Origin of the sequence: Pseudomonas sp. NY15364, assembly GCF_048068235.1 — a bacterium.
GTDB lineage: Bacteria > Pseudomonadota > Gammaproteobacteria > Pseudomonadales > Pseudomonadaceae > Aquipseudomonas > Aquipseudomonas mendocina_D.
Window position 1 is genome coordinate 1 of record NZ_JBLUPX010000003.1, and the last position, 19,234, is coordinate 19,234.

A 19,234-nucleotide genomic window follows, 5' to 3' on the forward strand; every position below is an offset into this window, starting at 1 on the left:
GTTGCAGGCATCGACATGCTCCAGCAGCATTTGCCAGACCGTCGGCACACCGAGCGCAATGGTGACCTGCTCCTGCTCGATCAGCTGGTACACAGAGCGCCCGTCCAGCGCCGGCCCGGGCAGAACCAGTTTGCAGCCGGCCATCGCCGTGCAGTAAGAGCCTGTTCAAAGTCTTTTGAGCAGTAGAGTCAGGAAGGCCAAGTGGATGAACTGCAGGCTGGTGTTAAACAGCCGCTCGCAGTTCTTCCACAGCCGCCGGTTCTTTTCCAGCCAAGCGAAGCTGCGCTCCACCACCCAGCGCTTGGGTATGACCTTGAAGATGTGCAGTTCGCTGCGCTTGGCTATTTGTACCGTGACATGCTCACCCAGGATTTCGCTCACGCCCTGTGCAAATGGTCTCCCCACATAGCCGCTGTCGACCAGCAGGCTTTGTACTCGTCCGAGTCGAGTTTTGCAGCGGCATAGGGCCTGCAGCGCGCCCTTGCGATCCGTCACTTCCGCCGTGGTTACCGCGACCGCATGCGGCAGGCCCTGCGTGTCCACTGCGATATGGCGCTTAATGCCGGAAACTTTCTTCCCAGCGTCATACCCTTTCAGCTTCGCTGTGTCCGTGTTCTTCACGCTCTGCGCGTCCACGATCAAGAGCGTGCTGCAGGCGTTGCGCCCCTGTCTCTCGCGGGTCGCGCCAACCTGATTTTTTGAGCGCCTGCTCAAGCAGGCTGCCGCCGTCGCGCGGCTCGCTCCAGATGGCGAAGTACGAGTGCACCGTGCGCCACCTCGGGAAGTCGCTCGGCAAGGCACGCCACTGGCAGCCTGTGCGCAGCAGGTACAGCACCGCGCAGAACACGTCATACAGGTCCACTTTCCGTGGGGCGGTCTTTTTGCGTGCACTTTCCAGCAGAGGGCGAATCCGCTCGAACTGGTCACGGCTGATGTAACTGGGATAACGGTGTCTCATCGCCGGATTATCCGGTATCCCGCCGAGCCTTTGAACAGGCTCTTAGGGAAGGTCTGAAGTAGCTGGGTATTTCGCGTCAACTTCAGCCCTTGCCGATTTTGAAAGCGGGCAATTGATCAAAAACCGGACAGATAGCCCACTCATTTCTCCTTTTTTGGTTCTTCGCTGGATCGTGGGGAAGAGCGGATTGACAGACAGGGAAGCAGGTAAATTGGCAGTCGCCAAACACACCCTTCACCTGCCCCTGCTGTCGCCGTGCATCCTAATGATCTTGCTGCTTTCTGGCCAGGCTACGACGTCGTAGCCTGCAGCCATTCCGTCGAAAAAAACCTCACGCTGACACTCGAGCCCCGAGCAGCCCACCTTCCATCGCCTCGTTCGTGACCGGGATCTGTTCGATCAGCGCGTCCAGTTGCGGCTCCCAGTACGCCGAGTGGATTGCCTGAGGTGTGGGCGAGTGACCGAGCACATTTCCTGGCTGGCCCCATCCTCACGGATGACCCGCCGGCTGTGCACCTGGATCGAAACCCTGCTGCAGCTGCCGTCCATCAGCCATGTCAACGGCTCACCGGGCTGCACTGGCACACCATCAAAACGCTGGACAAGCGGCGTCTCCAGGCCGCATTTGGCACCTTCGAGCCAGGCGATGTGCGCCGTCTGGTAATGGACGAGTTTGCCCTGCACAAAGGCCATCGTTACGCGACGGTGATCATGGATGCCGAGCGTACCCGCATTCTGTGGGTTGGCCTGGGCAACAGCCGAAAGGCCATACGCCCCTTCTTCGAGCAGCTCGGCAAACACTGCCAACAGATCGAAGCTGTAGCGATGGACATGAACACGGCCTTCGACTTGAAAGTAAAGCAGCACTGCCCACAGGCGGAAGTCGTGTACGACCTGCTCCACGTGGTCGCCCGCTACGGGCGCGATGTGATCGACCGTATCCTGGTAGACCAGGCCAATGCCTTGCGTCATGACAAGCCCGCTCGCCAAGTGGTCAAGCAAAGTCGTTGGCTGCTACTGCGCAACCGGGAGAACCTGAAGGAAGATCATGCTGTTCGGCTGCAGGAATTGCTGGCGGCCAACCAGCCACTGGCTACGGTCTATGTACTCAAGGATGCGCTGAAGGAGGTCTGGTACGCGCCCAGCGTACGGGAGGGCTGGAGGCGCTGGCGAACTTGGCTTAGGCATGCTCGGGAAAGCGACCTGGCGCCGCTACAACGCTTTGCCCGCAACCTCCAGCATTATGCTCGGGGCATCCTCGCCAGTGCGCGATTCACATGCGCACCAGCCTGCTGGAGGGGGGGGGGCGAACAACCGGATCAAGGTGATCAAACGCATGGCTTATGGCTTCAGGGACGTCGATTACTTCTTCCTGAAAATCAAGACCGCCTTCCCCGGGAAAGCGCGATGAACCAGAAAAAACCCGCCCTGCGCATCACGCAGGGCGGGTTCTTTTACAGCGGTTGAAGCCTTACAGGGTGACTGCAGCCGGCTCAGGCTCGGCGGCCAGCTCTACATCCGGCGCCACTTCGATGTGTTGCAGCTCGAGACGCTCACTGCTCCACTGACGAATACGGTTGGTCAGCGCCAGGTCGTCGTTCAGCTTCTGCCCGTAGGACGGGATGATCTCCTTCAGGCGCGCTTGCCACTCAGGAGTGGCGACCTTGTCAGCGAAGGCCTTCTCGATCAGATGCAGCATGATCGGCGCGGCAGTGGAGGCACCCGGCGAGGCGCCCAGCAGTGCGCTGATGCTGCCGTCGGCAGCGGTCACCACTTCGGTGCCGAACTGCAGTACGCCGCCCTTCTCGGCATCCTTCTTGATTATCTGCACGCGCTGGCCGGCGGTGAGCAGCTCCCAGTCGGCGTCCTGCGCCTCCGGGAAGTACTCGCGCAGCGACGCCATGCGGTCTTCCTGGCTGAGCATCAGCTGGCCCATCAGGTAGGTGCTCAGCGACCAGTTGTCCATGCCGGCATTGACCATCGGCATGAAGTTGTCGGTGGTCATGCTGCTGAACATGTCGAGCAGCGAGCCGTTCTTGAGGAACTTGGTGGAGAAGGTGGCGAACGGGCCGAACAGCAGCACGTTCTCGCCGTCGATCACGCGGGTATCCAGGTGCGGCACTGACATGGGCGGCGAGCCGACCGAAGCCTTGCCGTAGACCTTGGCCAGGTGCTGGGCAACCACGTCCTGGTTACGCGTCATCAGGAACTGGCCACCAACCGGGAAGCCAGCGTAGCCCTCGGCTTCTTCGATGCCGGATTTCTGCAGCAGCTTGAGCGCGCCACCACCGGCACCGATGAACACGAAGCGTGCATTGATGCTCTGCTCGGCGCCGCCCTTGGCCAGGTCGGCGACGGTCACGCGCCAGGTGCCGTCATCGTTGCGCTTGAGGTCGCGGACTTCGTGCTCCAGGTGCAGGCTGGCCTGCTCCTTGCCGATCAGCGAGTCGATCAGCTGACGGGTGATCTCGCCGAAGTTGACGTCGGTACCAATGGCCATGCGGGTAGCCGCAACCTTCTGCTGCGGATCGCGACCTTGCATGATCAGCGGCACCCACTGGGCGATCTGTGCGTGGTCCTCGGTGAACTCCATGCCACGGAACAGATTGCTGTGCTGCAGGGCGGCGTGGCGCTTGCGCAGGTATTCGACGTTGTCGTCACCCCAGACAAAGCTCATGTGCGGGGTGATGTTGATGAAGCTCCTGGGCTTGCTCAGCACCTCGCGCTCGACCTGGGTGGCCCAGAACTGCTTGGAGATCTCGAACGATTCGTTGATGGCGATGGCCTTGCTGATATCGATGCCACCGTCGGCGGTTTCCGGCGTGTAGTTCAGCTCGCAGAAGGCCGAGTGGCCGGTGCCGGCATTGTTCCAGCCATTGGAGCTTTCGGCGGCCACCTGGTCGAGGCGCTCGTAGATTTCGATGCTCCAGTCCGGCTGCAGCTCGTGCAGGTAAGTGCCGAGGGTGGCGCTCATCACGCCAGCGCCAATCAGCAGCACGTCGACGGTTTTCTCGGGCTCGCGGGGCGCGGAGCAACCGATCACGCTGAGACAAAGCAGCGTCAGCAGGATTTTTTTCATGGGACAGTCCTATTCGTCGCACGACGGCAAGGGCCGTGCAGGCAAGGTTTCGGGCAGCGGCCATTTGAGCCGCACATGAGCAATAGCCGCAGATCTGCGACAGGGCGAAAGGAAGGGGGTTCCAGGCCTCTTGGCGGGCGTATTCCGATCGCGCCGCGTGCTGGAGCAATATGCGTGCCGCTGAAAGGATTCAGCAGTCGCTGTGCGGCTTTCTGCCACACAGTCGGCACGGGGCTGGCGGGAACTCGCCAGATCCACGGGAGGAGCCCCCTGGAAATGGCGGAATCCCGCCCGAATCAGGCCAGCAGTAGCGGCAGCAGCAAGGCAGTGCCGATGCCCAGCAGGCTCATCGCCAGGGCGGCGAAGGCGCCGCACTCCTCGCCTTCCTGCAAGGCATGGGCGGTGCCAATGGCATGGGCGTTGATGCCGTAGCTCAGGCCACGCGCCGCCGGATGGTCGACGCCCGCCCAACGCAGCAGCAGCGGCCCCATGGCCGTACCAATCACACCGGTGAGCATGACCATCACCGCCGCCAGCGACGCCACGCCGCCAATCTGCTCGGCCACCGGCATGGCAATCGGCATGGTCGCGAATTTCGGCGCCAGGCTCATCACCACGCTCCAGTCGGCGCCCAGCGCCCAGCCGATGGCCAGGGTCAACGCCACCGACAGCACGCCGCCGGCGGTCAGGGTGATCAGCACCGGCCAGAACAACTGGCGGATGCGCTTGATGTTGTGTTGCAGCGGCACCGCCAGGGCTACGGTGGCCGGCCCCAGCAGCCAGGCAACGGGCTCGGCGCCAGCGCGGTAGGTGGCGTAGTCCACCCCGCACAGCAGCAAAGTGGTGACGATCAGTGTGACCGACACCAGAACCGGCTGCAGCAGCAGCCAGCCACTGCGACGATAGAGCCAGGCGGCGATCAGAAAGGCGGCCAGCGTCAGGGCGATGGCGAACAGCGGGTGATGAGTCAGCAATGTCATCCCTTGCGCTCCTGACGGCGGATCAGCGTCTGCAGCAACCAGCCACAGAACGGCACGGTCACCAGCAGCGACAGCACCAGCGCGGTGACAATCACCGGCAGCTCACCGAGCAGCAGATCGCTGCTGGTCATGATCCCAGAGGCCGGTACGGCCAGCAGCAGCGGCAGATACGGCAGTAAACCACCGGCGGCCTGCTGCAGCGGCTCAGGCACGGCGCCGCGCCACATCAGCCAGACCGAGAGCAGCAGCAGGCCGATGATCGAGGCTGGCAGCATCGGCAACAGCCAGTGATTGAGCGCCACGCCGAACAATTGCAGCAATACCAGCCAGAACAGGCCACGCACCATCATGAACTCGACTCCTCCTTATGGCGCCCCCGACGAAACAGCGGACGCGGCTCGATAACCGAGCGACCATACAACACACTGAGCCCTTGCAGGCCCTTGAGTGCATCTTCCAGTGATTTGTCGGCGCGCACGGCGAAGGCATCGAAGCCGCACTGGCGCATGTGCGCCAGTTGGTCGCGCAGCACATCGCCCACCGCGCGCAACTCGCCGCGCCAGCCCAGTCGGGTACGTAGCAGGTAGGCCTGGCTGTAGCCACGGCCATCGCGAAAACTGGGGAAGTCGATGGCGATCAACGGCAGACTGGTGAGAAAAGGCTGCAGCGCCTCTGGATCGTCATCCACCTGCAGCAGCAGGCCATCGGCGCTCATCGCCCTACCCTCCAGCACCTCCACAGACTGCCGCTCACGCCAGGCCGCCAGCGGCAGGAGCAACGGCGCGTCAGCCTCCACATCGAGCTGCCAGGGATCGTCGTCGACGATGCAGGCCTGGCCCTCGACCAGGCGAATCAGGTTGTTCATGCCACCTCCTCGCGGCTGTAGACGTTCGCCTTGAATGGCTCCAGGCCGATGCGCTGGAAGGTGTCGAGAAAGCCTTCGTTGACCTGCCGCTGATCGACGTAGGTGCGCACGATGCGCTCGATCACTTCGGGCACCTGCTCGGCAGCGAACGACGGGCCGATCACCTTGCCCAGCGCCGCCTGCTGGCCCTGGCTACCACCGAGGGTCAGCTGGTACCACTCGCTGCCGTTCTTGTCGACGCCGAGGATGCCGATGTTACCGATATGGTGATGGCCGCAGGCGTTCATACAGCCGGAGATGTTCAGGCTCAGCTCGCCCAGATCATGCAGGTAGTCGAGGTCGTCGAAACGCTGCTGGATGGCCTGGGCAATGGGGATCGACTTGGCGTTGGCCAGCGAGCAGAAATCACCACCGGGGCAGGCGATGATGTCGGTGAGCAACCCGGCGTTGGCTGTGCCCAGCCCGGCCGCTTCGGCCTCCCGCCATAGCGCGTAGAGGTCGGCCTTGCGTACATCGGGCAGCACCAGATTCTGTTCGTGGGCGACGCGAATCTCGCCGAAACCGTAGCGCTCGCTCCAGTCGGCCACGGCCTCCATCTGCTCGGCCGTGACGTCGCCGGGCGGAGCGCTGATGCCGGGCTTGGTCGACAGCACCACGCTGAGGTAACCGGGCACCTGGTGTGCCATGACATTGCGCGAAACCCAACGGGCGAAGGCCTCGTCGCGCGCCAGGTGGGTACCGAAGTCGAGGTCGAGGGTGTCCTGCGGCACGTAGGCCGGTTTGTGGAAGGAGGCCGCGACGCGCTGGTACTCGTCCTCGGTCAGTTGCGCCGGGCCGTCCTTGATCGGCTGCCACTCGCGCTCCACCTCATTAGCGAAGGCCTCGATGCCCAGCGCCTTGACCAGAATCTTGATCCGCGCCTTGTACTTGTTGTCGCGCCGGCCATGGCGGTTGTACACGCGCAGGATGGCCTCGACGTAGGACAGACAGTCCTGCCAGTGCAGACCCTCGCGCAGGGTCTGGGCGATGATCGGCGTACGCCCAAGGCCGCCGCCGACCAGCACACGCAGACGCAGCTCGTTGGCCTGGTCGCGATACAGCTGCAGGCCGATGTCATGCACCTGAACGGCTGCGCGGTCCTGCTCAGCTGCACACAGGGCGATCTTGAACTTGCGCGGCAAGAACAGGAATTCCGGATTGACCGTCGACCACTGACGGAGGATCTCGGCCAGTGGGCGTGGGTCGAGGTACTCGTCGGCAGCGACACCGGCGAAAGCCTCGGTAGTGACGTTGCGCACGCAGTTGCCGGAAGTCTGGATGGCATGCATGTCGTGATCGGCCAGCCAGTCGAGGATGTCCGGCACACGCTCCAGCTCGATCCAGTTGAACTGGATGTTCTGCCGCGTGGTGAAGTGGCCGTAGCCGCGGTCGTACTCGCGGGCGATATGCGCCAGCGCACGCATCTGCTTGGCCGACAGCGTGCCGTAGGGAATGGCTACGCGCAGCATGTAGGCATGCTTTTGCAGGTACAGGCCGTTCTGCAGGCGCAACGGCAGAAACTCCTCCTCACTCAGTTCATCGGCCAGGCGCCGCTGTACCTGGTCGCGGAACTGGGCGACGCGTTCGCGCACCAGCGCGCGGTCATAATCGTCATATTGGTACATGCAGGCAGGCCTCCTGATCACGGGGCGTCGACTATGCCTGCCAGGCGTGCACTGAAAACAGCGCCAGAAAAGCCTTAAAAAAGCAGATCAGATGGGTATGACAGTGGCCGGCGCAGGTCACTGATTGGCGTGACGCGATGTCGCAGGGCATCCGTTACACAGCCTGACAGCAAAGCTCCAGACGCCAGAAATGGCAGGGCCTGGCGAGCTTTCTGGCATTTTTCCCTACGTCCAACGCGATCATCTGATCCGCTTTTTTATCGAAAACCTGAGTCTGTATTGCGATCAGTTGCCCTCGGATCATGGCGCCAGCCTGAATAAACGCCTGATGAGGGCAACTAAATGACCGATCTGATCCCCGTGCGCAGCGTCGATACCATCGACCCGAGCAAATCCATCCGCCTGACACCGGCCCAGGCCGGCGGCCCGATCCACACGCGCAGCTTCACCGGGCGTTTTCGCAACCTGCGCCTGCTCGGTGCCGGCCTGCTGTTCCTGCTGTTCTTCGGCACCGCCTGGATCGATTGGAACGGCCGCCAGGCCGTGCTCTGGGATCTGGATAACCGCCAGTTCCATATCTTCGGCGCGACCTTCTGGCCGCAGGATTTCATCCTGCTTTCGGCCATCCTGATCATCGCCGCCTTCGGCCTGTTCTTCATCACCGTGTTGGCTGGCCGCGTCTGGTGCGGCTACGCCTGCCCGCAGAGCGTATGGACCTGGGTGTTCATGCGCGTGGAGCAGATCACCGAGGGCGACCGCGGCCAGCGCATCAAGCTCGACGCCGCGCCCTGGTCGCTGCAAAAACTGGCCCGGCGCAGCGCCAAGCACGGCCTGTGGCTCGCGGTCAGCCTGGTCACGGCCCTGGCCTTCGTCGGCTACTTCACTCCAGTGCGCCAACTGACAGTGGACCTGGCGACTTTCGAAGTCGGCGCCACCACGGCGTTCTGGGTACTGTTCTTCACTGCTGCCACCTACATCAACGCCGGCTGGCTGCGCGAAAAGGTATGCCGCGACATGTGTCCCTACTCGCGCTTCCAGAGCGTGATGTTCGACAGCGATACGCTGGTCATCTCCTACGACGCCGCCCGTGGCGAAAACCGTGGCCCGCGCCGCAAGGACGCCGACTACAAGGCCGAAGGCCTGGGCGATTGCATCGACTGCACGATGTGCGTGCAGGTCTGCCCCACCGGCATCGACATCCGCGACGGTCTGCAACTGGAGTGCATCGGCTGCGGCGCCTGCGTCGATGCCTGTGACAGCATCATGGACAAGCTCGGCTATGCCCGAGGCCTGGTGCGTTACAGCTCGGAGAATGAGCTGGCCGGCGGCAAGACCCACTGGTTGCGTCCTCGCCTGATCGGCTACGCGGCGATGCTAGCGGTGATGATCGGCGCCTTCGTCTGGGCCCTGGCCGAACGCCCGCTGATCTCGCTGGACGTGACCCGCGACCGTGGCCTGTTCCGCGAGAACGCACTGGGCCAGATCGAGAACATCTACAGCCTGAAGATCATCAACAAGACCCAGCAGCCGCGCAGCTATGCCATCAGCCTGGCCGAGCCCGGCGACTTCGAGCTGCATGGCCCGAGCACACTGAACCTGGCGCCGGGGGAGATTCGCGACCTGCCGGTAAGCGTCGCGCTGACGGCCTCGCACAACGCTGCCGGGCCGCAGACACTGCGTTTCGAAGTGCGCGACAAGGCCGATTCGCAGAGCCATGTGAGCACCAAGAGCACCTTCCTGGCGCCGCTGCGTTGAGTCGCAGTAAACCGTGCTGTTCACCTAACGAAAGGTGGACACGATCAATCCCCTCTCCCTCACGGGGAGAGGGCTAGGGAGAGGGGGTAACGGTTACACGGAGGTGTATCTAACCCTCTCCCCCGGCCCCTCTCCCATGAATGGGAGAGGGGAGCAAGCGTTGTAGCCCGGATGCAATCCTGGGCGATTCGAGATACGTCCCCCTTCACGAGGCACTGCCATGTCTGCCGCTCACCCCGTAAAGTATTCGCCCGTACCCTTTGCGGCGGTGAACCAGGACAGGATGAAACGCTACGAAAAATTTGCCGACGAGATCGCCGAGCTGATCCGTACCGGCGTGCTCGGTCCCGGTGAGAAAGTGCCCTCGGTGCGCCATGCCAGCCGCACCTACGGCGTCAGCCCGTCCACCGTGTTCCAGGCCTACTACCTGCTGGAGGATCGCGGCCTGATCCAGGCCCGCGCGCGTTCCGGCTATTTCGTCCGCGAACACGCCAAACGCCCGCTGCACGAACCGGAACTGACCGCCCACGCGGCGCAAACCACCGAAGTCGATGTCAGCGAACTGGTGTTCTCCGTGCTCGCCTCGCTGAAGGACCCGCATACCGTACCCTTCGGCTCGGCCTTCCCCAGCCCCGACCTGTTTCCGCTGCCGCGTCTGGCCAAAAGCATGGCGCACGCGCTGCGCATGCTCTCGCCGCACGAGATCATCGCCGACATGACCGCCGGCAACGCCGACCTGCGCCGGCAGATCGCCCTGCGCTACATGGTCAGCGGCGTGATGCTGCCGATGGAGGAGCTGGTGATCAGCAACGGCGCCATGGAGGCGCTCAACCTCTGCCTGCAGTGCGTGACCCAACCAGGCGACCTGGTGGCCATCGAGTCCCCCACCTTCTACGCCTGCCTGCAGGTGCTGGAGCGCCTGCAGCTCAAGGCCGTGGAAATCCCCGTGCACCCGCGCGAAGGCATCGACCTGGGTGCCCTGTCCGATAGCCTCAAGCAACTGCCGATCAAGGCCTGCTGGTTCATGAGCAGCCTGCAGAACCCGCTCGGCGCCAGCATGAGCGAGACCAAGAAGCAGGCGCTGTATGAGCTGCTGGTCGAGCATCAGGTACCGCTGATCGAGGACGACGTGTACGCCGAGCTGTACTTCGGCAGTCACCCGCCCAAACCGGTGAAGAGCTTTGACCGCGAAGGGCTGGTGATGCATTGCAGCTCCTTCTCCAAGAGTCTGGCGCCGGGTTATCGCATTGGCTGGGTGGCCGGCGGGCGCTATGCCGAGCAGATCGCCCGGCTCAAGCTGATGACCACTATCTCGCCGTCAGTGCCGGCACAGGCGGCGCTGGCCGACTACCTGCAGCACGGCGGCTACGACCGTCACCTGCGCAAGCTGCGCCACGCCCTGGAAATGCAACAGAGCGCGATGCTCGCCTCCGCCGCCCGACACTTTCCCGCCAGCACGCGGGTGACGAGGCCTTCGGGTGGCTACTTCCTCTGGTTCGAATTCCCCGAGCGCCTGGACTCGCTGCAACTGCTGCGCCTGGCGCTCGCCCAGGGCATCAGCCTGGCGCCGGGGCCGATCTTCTCCGCCAGCCAGGGCTTTCGCCACTGCGCGCGGTTGAACTACGGCCACCCATGGAGCCCACGCAGCGAACAGGCCATGGAAGTACTCGGGCGCCTGGTGGCGGGGTTGCTCTGACGCCTGGTGCGCACAGCGCACCCTACGGATGACCTGCGCCACCTACGTAGGGTGCGCCATGCGCACCGACTGATTTAAAGCGCGCACATCCTGGGAGCGCTCTACTTCCACCAGTACTCCACCTGCACGCCGAAGTTGGAGCCGTTACGTGCGCTGCCGAAGGCGCCGTTCTCGGATAAGGCCGAGCCGTCGGCCAACAGGTTGGCGGCCTGCTGCGCGGCGCGGTTCCAGCTGGCGTAGGTGTAGTACAGGCGGATTTCCGGACGTTCCCAGAAACCGGGGCCGGATGGCGACCAGGTCGGCGCGATGGTGAACTTGGTCAGCTTGCGCGTACCGCCGGGCGCCTCGACCTGATCGCGACCGATCTCGCCGACCAGCTTGAACTGCTCGGTGAAGGCGTAGCTGGTGCGGCCACCGATGGACAGCCAGTTCTGATCCGCACCATCCGGGCGCTTGTCCTTCTGGTAGACCACCTGCACCTGACCGCCAAGGCGTGGGGTCATCTGGAAGTCGAAGAACTCCACCAGGCGCCAGCTGCTGTTGCTGCTGTCGAGAGTCGGATCACCGGTGTAGCCCAGCGCGGTACCCGGCCCGCGACCGTATTGCAGGGCGACGGTGTTGACCCCACCGAGGAAGTCCTGCTGCTTGTGTTGCGCGGTCACCGCCCAGCCACTGTGACTGTCGGTGCTGTCCGGTTTGTCGATGTAGCTGACGCCCACTTCCACCTCGCCACCCGGATTGACCTGGAAACCGCCGACGTTGAAGTCATGGCGATTGATGTAGGGGTCCTGCTCGTAGTTGTCCTTGCGCGAGAATACGTAGCTGTACTTGAGGTCGCCGATTTTCATCTCGTCGATACCGAAACCGGTGGCGCTCTGGTTCCAGTAGTAGAAGTCGGAGATGTGGATGTCATTACGTTTGTAGAAACGCCGCCCGGCCCATAGCGAACCACCGTTCAGCGCCGGCATGTTGCTCCATTCCGCGTACATCTGGTTCATCCGCGCAAAGCCGTAGTCACCGGTGAACTTCGGCGTGTGGCCGTACTGGTTGTAGAGCTGCGCCATGCCCTCGACGCTGATCACCGAGCCGTCGTCCAGGCGAAACAGGTCCTGGCGCAGGTCCAACTCGACGTAGTGCTCGCACTCGTTACCCAGGCGGTACTTGGATTGCGCGCCCGGCAACTGGAAACACTGCTGCGTGCCGCCGGTATCCGCGCCGCCGATACCGCTGCGCACATAGCCGCTGAACTCGACAGCCTGTGCCTGCGCTGTGGCCAAAGCCAGTGCCAACAGGCAGGGAACGCCGACAGAACAGGTGAGGGTTTGCTGTGTGGTCTTCATCGTTGCTCCTGATTGTTTTTATTGAGCGATGCTGCGGATAACCGCCGCAGCGACGGTTGTTTTCATTGCCTTGATACACCTAGTAGCCCGGAAGCAATCCGGGGTTTATTGGGCAGCCCCCGGATTGCATCCGGGCTACGCGGCTAACCGAGCTTGAACTGGGCCACCTTGTTGTCAGTGGCCTGACGCTTTCCCGGGCGCAGGCGCTCGCCGCTGGTGGCGTCGAACAGCAGCACGCGCGCCGGATCGAACTGCAGATCGAGACTGGCGCCGGCCCGCGCCACGGCGTCCGGCGCCAGACGGCAGCACACCTTGGTCTGATTGAGGCTGACGAACACCAGGGTGTCCGGGCCGGTGGGCTCGACCACCTCGACCTCGGCGCGCAGGCTCGGCTGCGCTGCAGCGGCGCCTGCCAGCTGGATCTGCTCGGGACGCACGCCGAGAATCAGCTCGCGCCCTTCCAGCTCCGCCGCCGCGCCCAGCGATAGCTCGCAGCGCGCCTGCCCCGAATCAAGCAGCCCAAAGCATTGGCCGTCACGCACCTGCACCCGCAGCGGGATGAAGTTCATCGGCGGCGAGCCGATGAAGCTGGCGACGAACTGGTTGGCCGGGTCGTTGTAAATCTCTTGCGGGGTGCCGAACTGCTGGATGATACCGTCCTTCATCACCGCCACCTTGTCGCCCAGGGTCATGGCCTCGATCTGGTCGTGGGTGACGTACACCGTGGTGGTCTTCAGGCGCTGGTGCATCAGCTTGATTTCGGTGCGCATCTCCACGCGCAGCTTGGCATCGAGGTTCGACAAAGGTTCGTCGAACAGGTAGATCTTCGGCCGCCGCGCCAGCGCCCGGCCCATGGCCACGCGCTGCTGCTGGCCGCCGGAGAGCTGGCCGGGTTTGCGCGACAGCAGATGCTCGATCTGCAGCAGCTTGGCCACGCGCGCCACCTCGGCCTCGATCTCGGCCGGCGGCATCTTGCGCATCCTCAAACCGAAGGCGATGTTGTCCTTCACCGTCATGGTCGGGTACAGCGCGTAGGACTGGAACACCATGGCGATGTCGCGATCCTTCGGGCTCATGCCGCTGATGTCGGCGCCGTCCACCAGAATCGCCCCGCCGCTGATGTCCTCCAAGCCGGCGATGCAGTTCATCAGGGTGGATTTGCCGCAGCCGGAGGGGCCGACCAGGATCAGGAACTCGCCGGAGTCGATGGCCAGTTCGATGTTCTTCAGGGTATCCGGCAAGCCACTGCCGTAGGACTTGTTGACGTTGCGCAGTTCGAGGGTAGCCATGGTTATTACCTCAACCTTTGACGGCGCCGGCGGTTAAGCCGCGCAGGAAATATTTGCCAGCCAGGATGTAGACCAGCAGCGTGGGCAGCCCGGCGATCATCGCGGCGGCCATATCGACGTTGTATTCCTTGGCCCCGGTGCTGGTGTTGACCAGGTTGTTCAGCGCCACGGTGATCGGCTGGGTGTCGCCGCTGGCGAACACCACGCCGAACAGGAAGTCGTTCCAGATCTGGGTGAACTGCCAGATCAGGCAGACCATGATGATCGGCACCGACATCGGCAGCAGGATGCGCGCGAAGATGGTGAAGAAGCCGGCGCCATCGAGGCGCGCGGCGCGCACCAGCGCCTCGGGAATGCTCACGTAGAAGTTGCGGAAGAACAGCGTGGTGAAGGCCAGGCCATAGACCACATGCACCAGCACCAGGCCTTCGGTGGTATTGGCCAGGCCGAGCTTGCCGAGGGTGAAGGACGCCGGCAGCAGGATCACCTGGAACGGCAGGAAGCAGCCGAACAGCAGCAGGCCGAAGAACAGCTGCGAGCCGCGAAAGCGCCACATGGCCAGCACGTAGCCGTTCAGCGCGCCGAGCAGCGTGGAGATCAGCACGGCCGGGATGGTGATCTTCACCGAGTTCCAGAAGTAGCCGCCGACGCCGTCCCAGGCCTTGACCCAGCCGATCAGGGTAAACACGTCGGGGATCGACAGCAGGTTGCCGCTGCGGATGTCGTCCGGGGTCTTGAAGCTGGTCAGCAGCATCACCAGCAGCGGCACCAGGTACACCGCGCAGGCCAGGATCAGGGTGGCGTGGATGGCCAGGCGGCTGAGGCTGAAGGCCCTCACCCGGGGTACGGGGCGCGGCGCCAGGCGCGCATCGAGCACGGAATCAGTCATGGCGTTTGCCTCGCAGTTCGGAATACAGGTAGGGCACCAGAATCGCCAGCACCGCGCCGAGCATCAGCATTGCGCTGGCGGCGCCAAGGCCCATCTGGCCGCGGGTGAAGGTATGGGCGTACATGAACATCGCCGGCAGGTCGGAGGCGTAACCGGGGCCGCCGGCGGTCATCGAGGCGACCAGGTCGAAACTCTTGATGGCGATATGCGCGAGGATCATCAGCGCACTGAAGAACACCGGGCCCAGGCTCGGCAGGACGATGCGCAGGTAGATGCTCGGCAGGCTGGCGCCATCGACCTGGGCGGCGCGGATGATCGACTGATCGACGCTGCGCAAGCCGGCGAGGAACAGCGCCATGACGAACCCCGAGGACTGCCACACGGCGGCCATCACCAGACAGTAGACGACGCGATCCGGGTCCACCAGCCAGTCGAAGCGAAAGCCCTCCCAGCCCCAGTCACGCAGCAGCTTGTCCAGCCCCAGACCGGGGTTGAGCAACCACTTCCAGGCGGTGCCGGTGACGATCATCGACAGCGCCATGGGGTAGAGAAAGATGGTGCGGATAAAGCCTTCGCGGCGGATGCGCTGGTCCAGCAGTACCGCCAGAAACACACCGATGACCAGGCTGATGGCGATGAACAGGCCACCGAACACCAGCAGGTTCTGGCTCGCCACCCACCAGCGGTCGTTGTCCCACAGCCGCGCGTACTGCTGCAGCCCGACGAAGTTGTAGCTGGGCATAAAGCGCGAGTTGGTGAACGACAACAGGAAGGTCCAGCCGATGTAGCCGTAGAAGCCCACCAGCACGATGACCATGCTCGGCGCCAGCACCAGCTTGGGCAGCCAGCGCTGCAGGGCGTCCAGCGGTGAGGCTTGGGCGAGGACTGCGTTTGAACTCATGGATCACTCCGTCATTGCAGATTGCGCCGCTGCCAATCCCTACAGTAGGGAAACGCGGCGCGGCCGATCCCGTGACGCATGCCTGGAGACATGCGCCCGGGATGGAAGGCTTGAAAGCGGCGGGCTATGCCCGCCTTGTACACCGGGCCACGTGGGCGGCCCGCAGACTCACTGCACCGCCTGGATCGCCGCGGCCAGTTGCTGGGCGGCGCGCTTGGGGTCGGCCTTGGGGTCGTTGAAGAAGTTGGTCACCACGTCGAACACCGCACCCTGCACATAGCTGGAGGCGGCCATGCCGTGGGCCAGGCTCGGCTGCAGGCCACTACCGGAAGCGGCGTCCTTGAAGTCGGCCATGGACTTCTGCGCGCAGGCATCGAAGCTGCTCATGTCCTGATCCATGCGTACCGGGATCGAGCCCTTGTTCTGGTTGAAGAACTCCTGGAACTCGTTGCCCATCACCGTGCGCGCCAGGTCTTCCTGGGCCTTGCGGTTGTCGGCGTCGTTCAGCTTGAACATCGCCAGCGAGTCGATGTTGAAGGCGAAGTTGCCCTGGGTGCCGGGGAAGGCCAGGCACTGGTAGTCCTTGCCGGCGACCTTGCCGGCGGCAGTCCATTCGCTCTTGGCCCAGTCGCCCATGATCTGCATGCCGGCCTTGCCGTTGATCACCATCGCGGTGGCGCTGTTCCAGTCGCGTCCGGCGGCGTCGGCGTCGATATAGCCGCGCAGTTTCTGCAGGGCGGCGAACACCTCGACCATCTTGTCGCCGGTCAGGGTGTCGCGATCCTGTTCGACGAAGGCCTTGCGAAAGCCCTCGGGGCCGAGAATGCTGAAGGCCAGGTCTTCGAACACGGTGCCGTCCTGCCAGGGCTGGCTGCCATGGGCGATGGCGATGAAGCCGGCGGCCTTGAGCTTGTCGGCGGCGGCAAAAAATTCGTCAAGGGTGGTCGGCGGCGTGGCGCCAGCCTTTTCGAACACCTGCGGGTTGATCCACAACCAGTTGACCCGGTGCACGTTGACCGGCACCGCCACGTAGTCACCCTGGTACTTCATCACCTCGATCACCTGCGGCGGCAGCAACTCGTCCCACTTCTGCTCGGCGGCAACTGCATTGAGGTCGGTGAGCAGGCCCAGCTCGCCCCACTCCTGAATATCCGGCCCCTTGATCTGTGCGGCAGCGGGCGGGTTGCCGGATACGGCGCGGGTCTTCAGCACGGTCATGGCCGCTTCACCACCGCCACCGGCCACGGCGAAGTCCTTCCAGGTGTGGCCCTGGGCTTCGACCAGTTTCTGCAGGGTATCGGCGGCGCGCTTTTCGCCACCGGAGGTCCACCAGTGCAGCACTTCGACTTCACCGGCAGTGGCGGACAGGGGCAGTAGAACCGCGAGGGAGATGGCACAGGACAGGCGAGAGATCGCTTTCATGGGATAGGACACCTTGTTGTTGTTATTCGCGAGCAAGTCGTGGTGCTTGCATTGCGAACGAGTCTACCCAGCCCCCAGAGCCCTGGGGGTAACAAAGGGTATTGGATAGTCACCAGGTCGTTACAAAGCGACGCGAGCCGGTGACATGCAGCGCAGCGGCGCGCGTGCTGCAGTTGTGCGGCGCGGCTCACGGCTGCGCTCAACGGCTCTGGCGCGGCAGCCAGAGGGTGACGCGCAACCCGCCATCACGCAGGTTGCGCAGGCTCAGTTCGCCGCCATGGCTGTGCGCCAGGTTGCGCGCAATGCCGAGCCCCATGCCGTAGCCCTGCTGCTGACTGGCCAGGCGGAAATGCGGTTCGAACACTTGCTCGAGCTTCTGCTCGGGTACGCCCGGTCCCTCGTCATCGACATGCAGGACGAACGCCTCGGCGTCATCCTCGATGTGCAGGTGCGCGCGCTCGCCGTACTTCAGCGCGTTGTCCAGCAGGTTGCCAATGCAGCGGCGCAGGGCCAGCGGCTTGCCGGGATACAGATCACGCGCGGTGCCGTCGAGGGTGACGCGGCCCGAACCGAGGTAGGGTTCGGTCAGCCCATGCAGCAGGTGATTGAGGTCGACCGGCTCGATGTTCTCGTGGATGTCGGTGTCCTTCACGCATTGCAGCGCGCCTTTGACCAGCAGCTCCAGATCGTCCAGATCGCGGCCGAACTTGCTCTGCAGGCTTTCGTCGTCGAGCAGTTCGACGCGTAGGCGCAGGCGCGTGATGGGCGTGCGCAGGTCATGGGAAATGGCGCTGAACAACTGGCTGCGTTCGGTCAGGTAGCGGCTGATGCGCTCGCGCATGGCGTTGAACGCGCGGGCCACCTCGACCACCTCGCGGCCGCCGCCTTCGGCCACCGGCTCCACTTGTGCGCCCAGCGACAGGTGCCGCGCGGTGCGTGCCAGGCGCTTGAGCGGACGGCTCTGCAGGTGCACCAGCAAGCCGATGAACAACAGCAGAAAGGCCGTGGTCAGGAGGATGAACCACAGCTGCTGGGCGGGCAGAATGGGCTCCTCCAGGCTGGTGTAGGGCTCGGGCAGCAACGAGGCGATGTACAGCCACTCCCCCGGCGCCAGCTGGATCTGTGTCACCAATACCGGCGGGTTGATTGGCTCCAGGGTCAGCGCATAGTGCGCCCAGGAACGTGGCAGTTCGTCGAGCTTCAGGCCGCCGTTGAAGATGCGCAGATCATCCGGGCTGACGAAGGTCACCGAAATGTCGGCGGCATTGCCCAGCGCCTGACGCAGCACTTCGGTCACTGATTCAGTCACCGCCTGCTTGCGCGGTGTGGCCGGCAGCACCTTCATCTGCAGCGGCCGGTCGTTGAGGCTGACCACGAAACGCGTACCGCCCATGCTGCGCAACTGGTCGAGCACCAGCGGCCGATAATTCACCGGCAGCGAACGGAAGTAACGCACGCTGGCCGACATCGAATGCGCCAGGCTGCGCGCGGTGGTCACCAGGCCTTCGAGCTGGGTGGCGCGCAGTTGCGACAGCCAGATGGCGCTGGACAGCGTTTGCGCCGCGAGAATCGCCAGCAGGGTGAGCAACAGCATGCGCCCGAGCAAGGAACGCGGCAGCGGCAACCAGCGCCTTGGCTCAACGGCCATCGCCAGCCTGCACGCTGACGGTCGCCGTCAGTTGATAACCGCTGCCACGCACGGTGCGGATCAGCCGCGGCGGCTTGTCGGTATCGCGCAGGCGCTGGCGCAGGCGGCTGACCGCCATGTCGACGATGCGCTCCAGCGGCATCACCTCACGGCCACGGGTGGCGTTGCCGATGGTGTCGCGGTCGAGAATCTGCTGCGGGTGGTCGAGAAACAGCTTGAGCAGGGCGAAGTCGGCGCCGGACAGAATCACCTCCTCGCCGTCACGGTGAAACAGCCGGTGACTGACCATGTCCAGACGCCAGTCATCGAAGGCCAGCACCTCGCTGCTGCGCTCCTGAGTGAATTGCGCGCGGCGCAGCAAGGCCTTGATCCGCGCCAGCAATTCGCGCGGGCTGAACGGCTTGCCGAGGTAATCATCGGCGCCCAGCTCCAGGCCGATCACGCGGTCGGCCTCGTCGGAGCTGGCGGTGAGCATGATCACCGGCACCTGGGCGAAGCGTTGGTGTTCACGCACCCAGCGGCACAGGCTGAAACCGTCCTCGTCGGGCAGCATCACATCGAGGATGACCAGGTCGGCCGACTCCGCACACAGGCTCTGGCGAAAGGCGGCGCCATCGGCCACGGCGCGCACCTGAAAGCCGACGCGGCTCAGGTAGGTCTCGAGCAGTTCACGTATTTCCTGGTCGTCATCGACCAACAGAATCGATTTGCCGGGCTGGCTCATGGTCCGCAACCTTTGTTGTTATGG

At 63.8% G+C, this 19,234-nt stretch carries 15 protein-coding genes and 2 pseudogenes; 3 read left to right on the top strand and 14 right to left on the bottom strand.

From position 1 onward, the window contains the following. Both ACNFCJ_RS03550 and ACNFCJ_RS03555 read right to left on the bottom strand, forming a co-directional pair. Positions 1 to 147: pseudogene (locus ACNFCJ_RS03550) on the bottom strand (AMP-binding protein); the annotation flags it as partial. 18 nt (positions 148 to 165) lie between these two features. Beyond that, a protein-coding gene (locus ACNFCJ_RS03555; RefSeq protein WP_416769831.1) for an IS5 family transposase occupies positions 166 to 958 on the bottom strand; the annotation gives its coding sequence in 2 pieces (ribosomal slippage) (positions 166 to 700 and positions 699 to 958; 795 coding nt in all). 255 nt (positions 959 to 1,213) lie between these two features. Between ACNFCJ_RS03555 and ACNFCJ_RS03560 the strand changes: the two are divergent. Further along, positions 1,214 to 2,369: pseudogene (locus tag ACNFCJ_RS03560) on the top strand (ISL3 family transposase). A 60-nt stretch (positions 2,370 to 2,429) separates the two neighbouring features. On the opposite strand, the gene ACNFCJ_RS03565 reads toward ACNFCJ_RS03560, so the two are convergent. From ACNFCJ_RS03565 to ACNFCJ_RS03585, 5 genes are all read right to left on the bottom strand, one after another. Continuing rightward, a complete protein-coding gene (locus ACNFCJ_RS03565; RefSeq protein WP_416769832.1) occupies positions 2,430 to 4,037 on the bottom strand; it encodes a malate:quinone oxidoreductase in 1,608 nt (535 codons plus the stop codon). Positions 4,038 to 4,333: 296 nt separating this feature from the next. Beyond that, complete coding sequence (locus ACNFCJ_RS03570; RefSeq protein ID WP_106734947.1) at positions 4,334 to 5,017, bottom strand: LrgB family protein; 684 nt, start codon at positions 5,015 to 5,017, stop codon at positions 4,334 to 4,336. Continuing rightward, a complete protein-coding gene (locus ACNFCJ_RS03575; RefSeq protein WP_003462101.1) occupies positions 5,014 to 5,367 on the bottom strand; it encodes a CidA/LrgA family protein in 354 nt (117 codons plus the stop codon). The genes ACNFCJ_RS03570 and ACNFCJ_RS03575 overlap by 4 nt, the downstream gene beginning before the upstream one ends. After that, positions 5,364 to 5,882, bottom strand: coding sequence for a DUF934 domain-containing protein (locus ACNFCJ_RS03580; RefSeq protein WP_416769834.1), 519 nt, complete (start codon positions 5,880 to 5,882; stop codon positions 5,364 to 5,366). The genes ACNFCJ_RS03575 and ACNFCJ_RS03580 overlap by 4 nt, the downstream gene beginning before the upstream one ends. Next, on the bottom strand, positions 5,879 to 7,546 hold the full coding sequence (locus ACNFCJ_RS03585; RefSeq protein WP_143507808.1) for a nitrite/sulfite reductase: 1,668 nt from the start codon (positions 7,544 to 7,546) through the stop codon (positions 5,879 to 5,881). Before ACNFCJ_RS03585 ends, ACNFCJ_RS03580 begins: the two co-directional genes overlap by 4 nt. Positions 7,547 to 7,888: 342 nt before the next feature. Here ACNFCJ_RS03585 and ccoG point away from each other — a divergent pair, with 342 nt between their 5' ends. After that, positions 7,889 to 9,301, top strand: coding sequence for a cytochrome c oxidase accessory protein CcoG (gene ccoG, locus ACNFCJ_RS03590; protein WP_416769836.1), 1,413 nt, complete (start codon positions 7,889 to 7,891; stop codon positions 9,299 to 9,301). Positions 9,302 to 9,584: 283 nt separating this feature from the next. Next, on the top strand, positions 9,585 to 10,997 hold the full coding sequence (gene mapR, locus ACNFCJ_RS03595) for a GntR family transcriptional regulator MpaR (protein WP_125836074.1): 1,413 nt from the start codon (positions 9,585 to 9,587) through the stop codon (positions 10,995 to 10,997). A 101-nt stretch (positions 10,998 to 11,098) separates the two neighbouring features. Here mapR and ACNFCJ_RS03600 read toward each other — a convergent pair whose 3' ends face one another. The 7 genes from ACNFCJ_RS03600 to ACNFCJ_RS03630 form a co-directional block, all read right to left on the bottom strand. Continuing rightward, complete coding sequence (locus tag ACNFCJ_RS03600; protein WP_416769839.1) at positions 11,099 to 12,337, bottom strand: maltoporin; 1,239 nt, start codon at positions 12,335 to 12,337, stop codon at positions 11,099 to 11,101. Between the two features lie 143 nt (positions 12,338 to 12,480). Beyond that, positions 12,481 to 13,626, bottom strand: coding sequence for an ABC transporter ATP-binding protein (locus ACNFCJ_RS03605; RefSeq protein WP_416769841.1), 1,146 nt, complete (start codon positions 13,624 to 13,626; stop codon positions 12,481 to 12,483). A 10-nt stretch (positions 13,627 to 13,636) separates the two neighbouring features. Further along, complete coding sequence (locus ACNFCJ_RS03610; RefSeq protein WP_416770095.1) at positions 13,637 to 14,503, bottom strand: carbohydrate ABC transporter permease; 867 nt, start codon at positions 14,501 to 14,503, stop codon at positions 13,637 to 13,639. Between the two features lie 4 nt (positions 14,504 to 14,507). After that, positions 14,508 to 15,416 carry a carbohydrate ABC transporter permease gene (locus ACNFCJ_RS03615; RefSeq protein ID WP_416769843.1) on the bottom strand — a complete coding sequence of 303 codons (909 nt, stop codon included), beginning with the start codon at positions 15,414 to 15,416 and terminating at the stop codon, positions 14,508 to 14,510. Positions 15,417 to 15,584: 168 nt separating this feature from the next. Continuing rightward, on the bottom strand, positions 15,585 to 16,838 hold the full coding sequence (locus ACNFCJ_RS03620; RefSeq protein ID WP_416769845.1) for an ABC transporter substrate-binding protein: 1,254 nt from the start codon (positions 16,836 to 16,838) through the stop codon (positions 15,585 to 15,587). Between the two features lie 199 nt (positions 16,839 to 17,037). Further along, positions 17,038 to 18,486, bottom strand: a complete 1,449-nt coding sequence (locus tag ACNFCJ_RS03625; protein WP_416769846.1) for an ATP-binding protein — start codon at positions 18,484 to 18,486, stop codon at positions 17,038 to 17,040. Next, positions 18,476 to 19,210 carry a response regulator gene (locus ACNFCJ_RS03630; protein WP_416769848.1) on the bottom strand — a complete coding sequence of 245 codons (735 nt, stop codon included), beginning with the start codon at positions 19,208 to 19,210 and terminating at the stop codon, positions 18,476 to 18,478. Before ACNFCJ_RS03630 ends, ACNFCJ_RS03625 begins: the two co-directional genes overlap by 11 nt. Positions 19,211 to 19,234 lie beyond the last annotated feature (24 nt).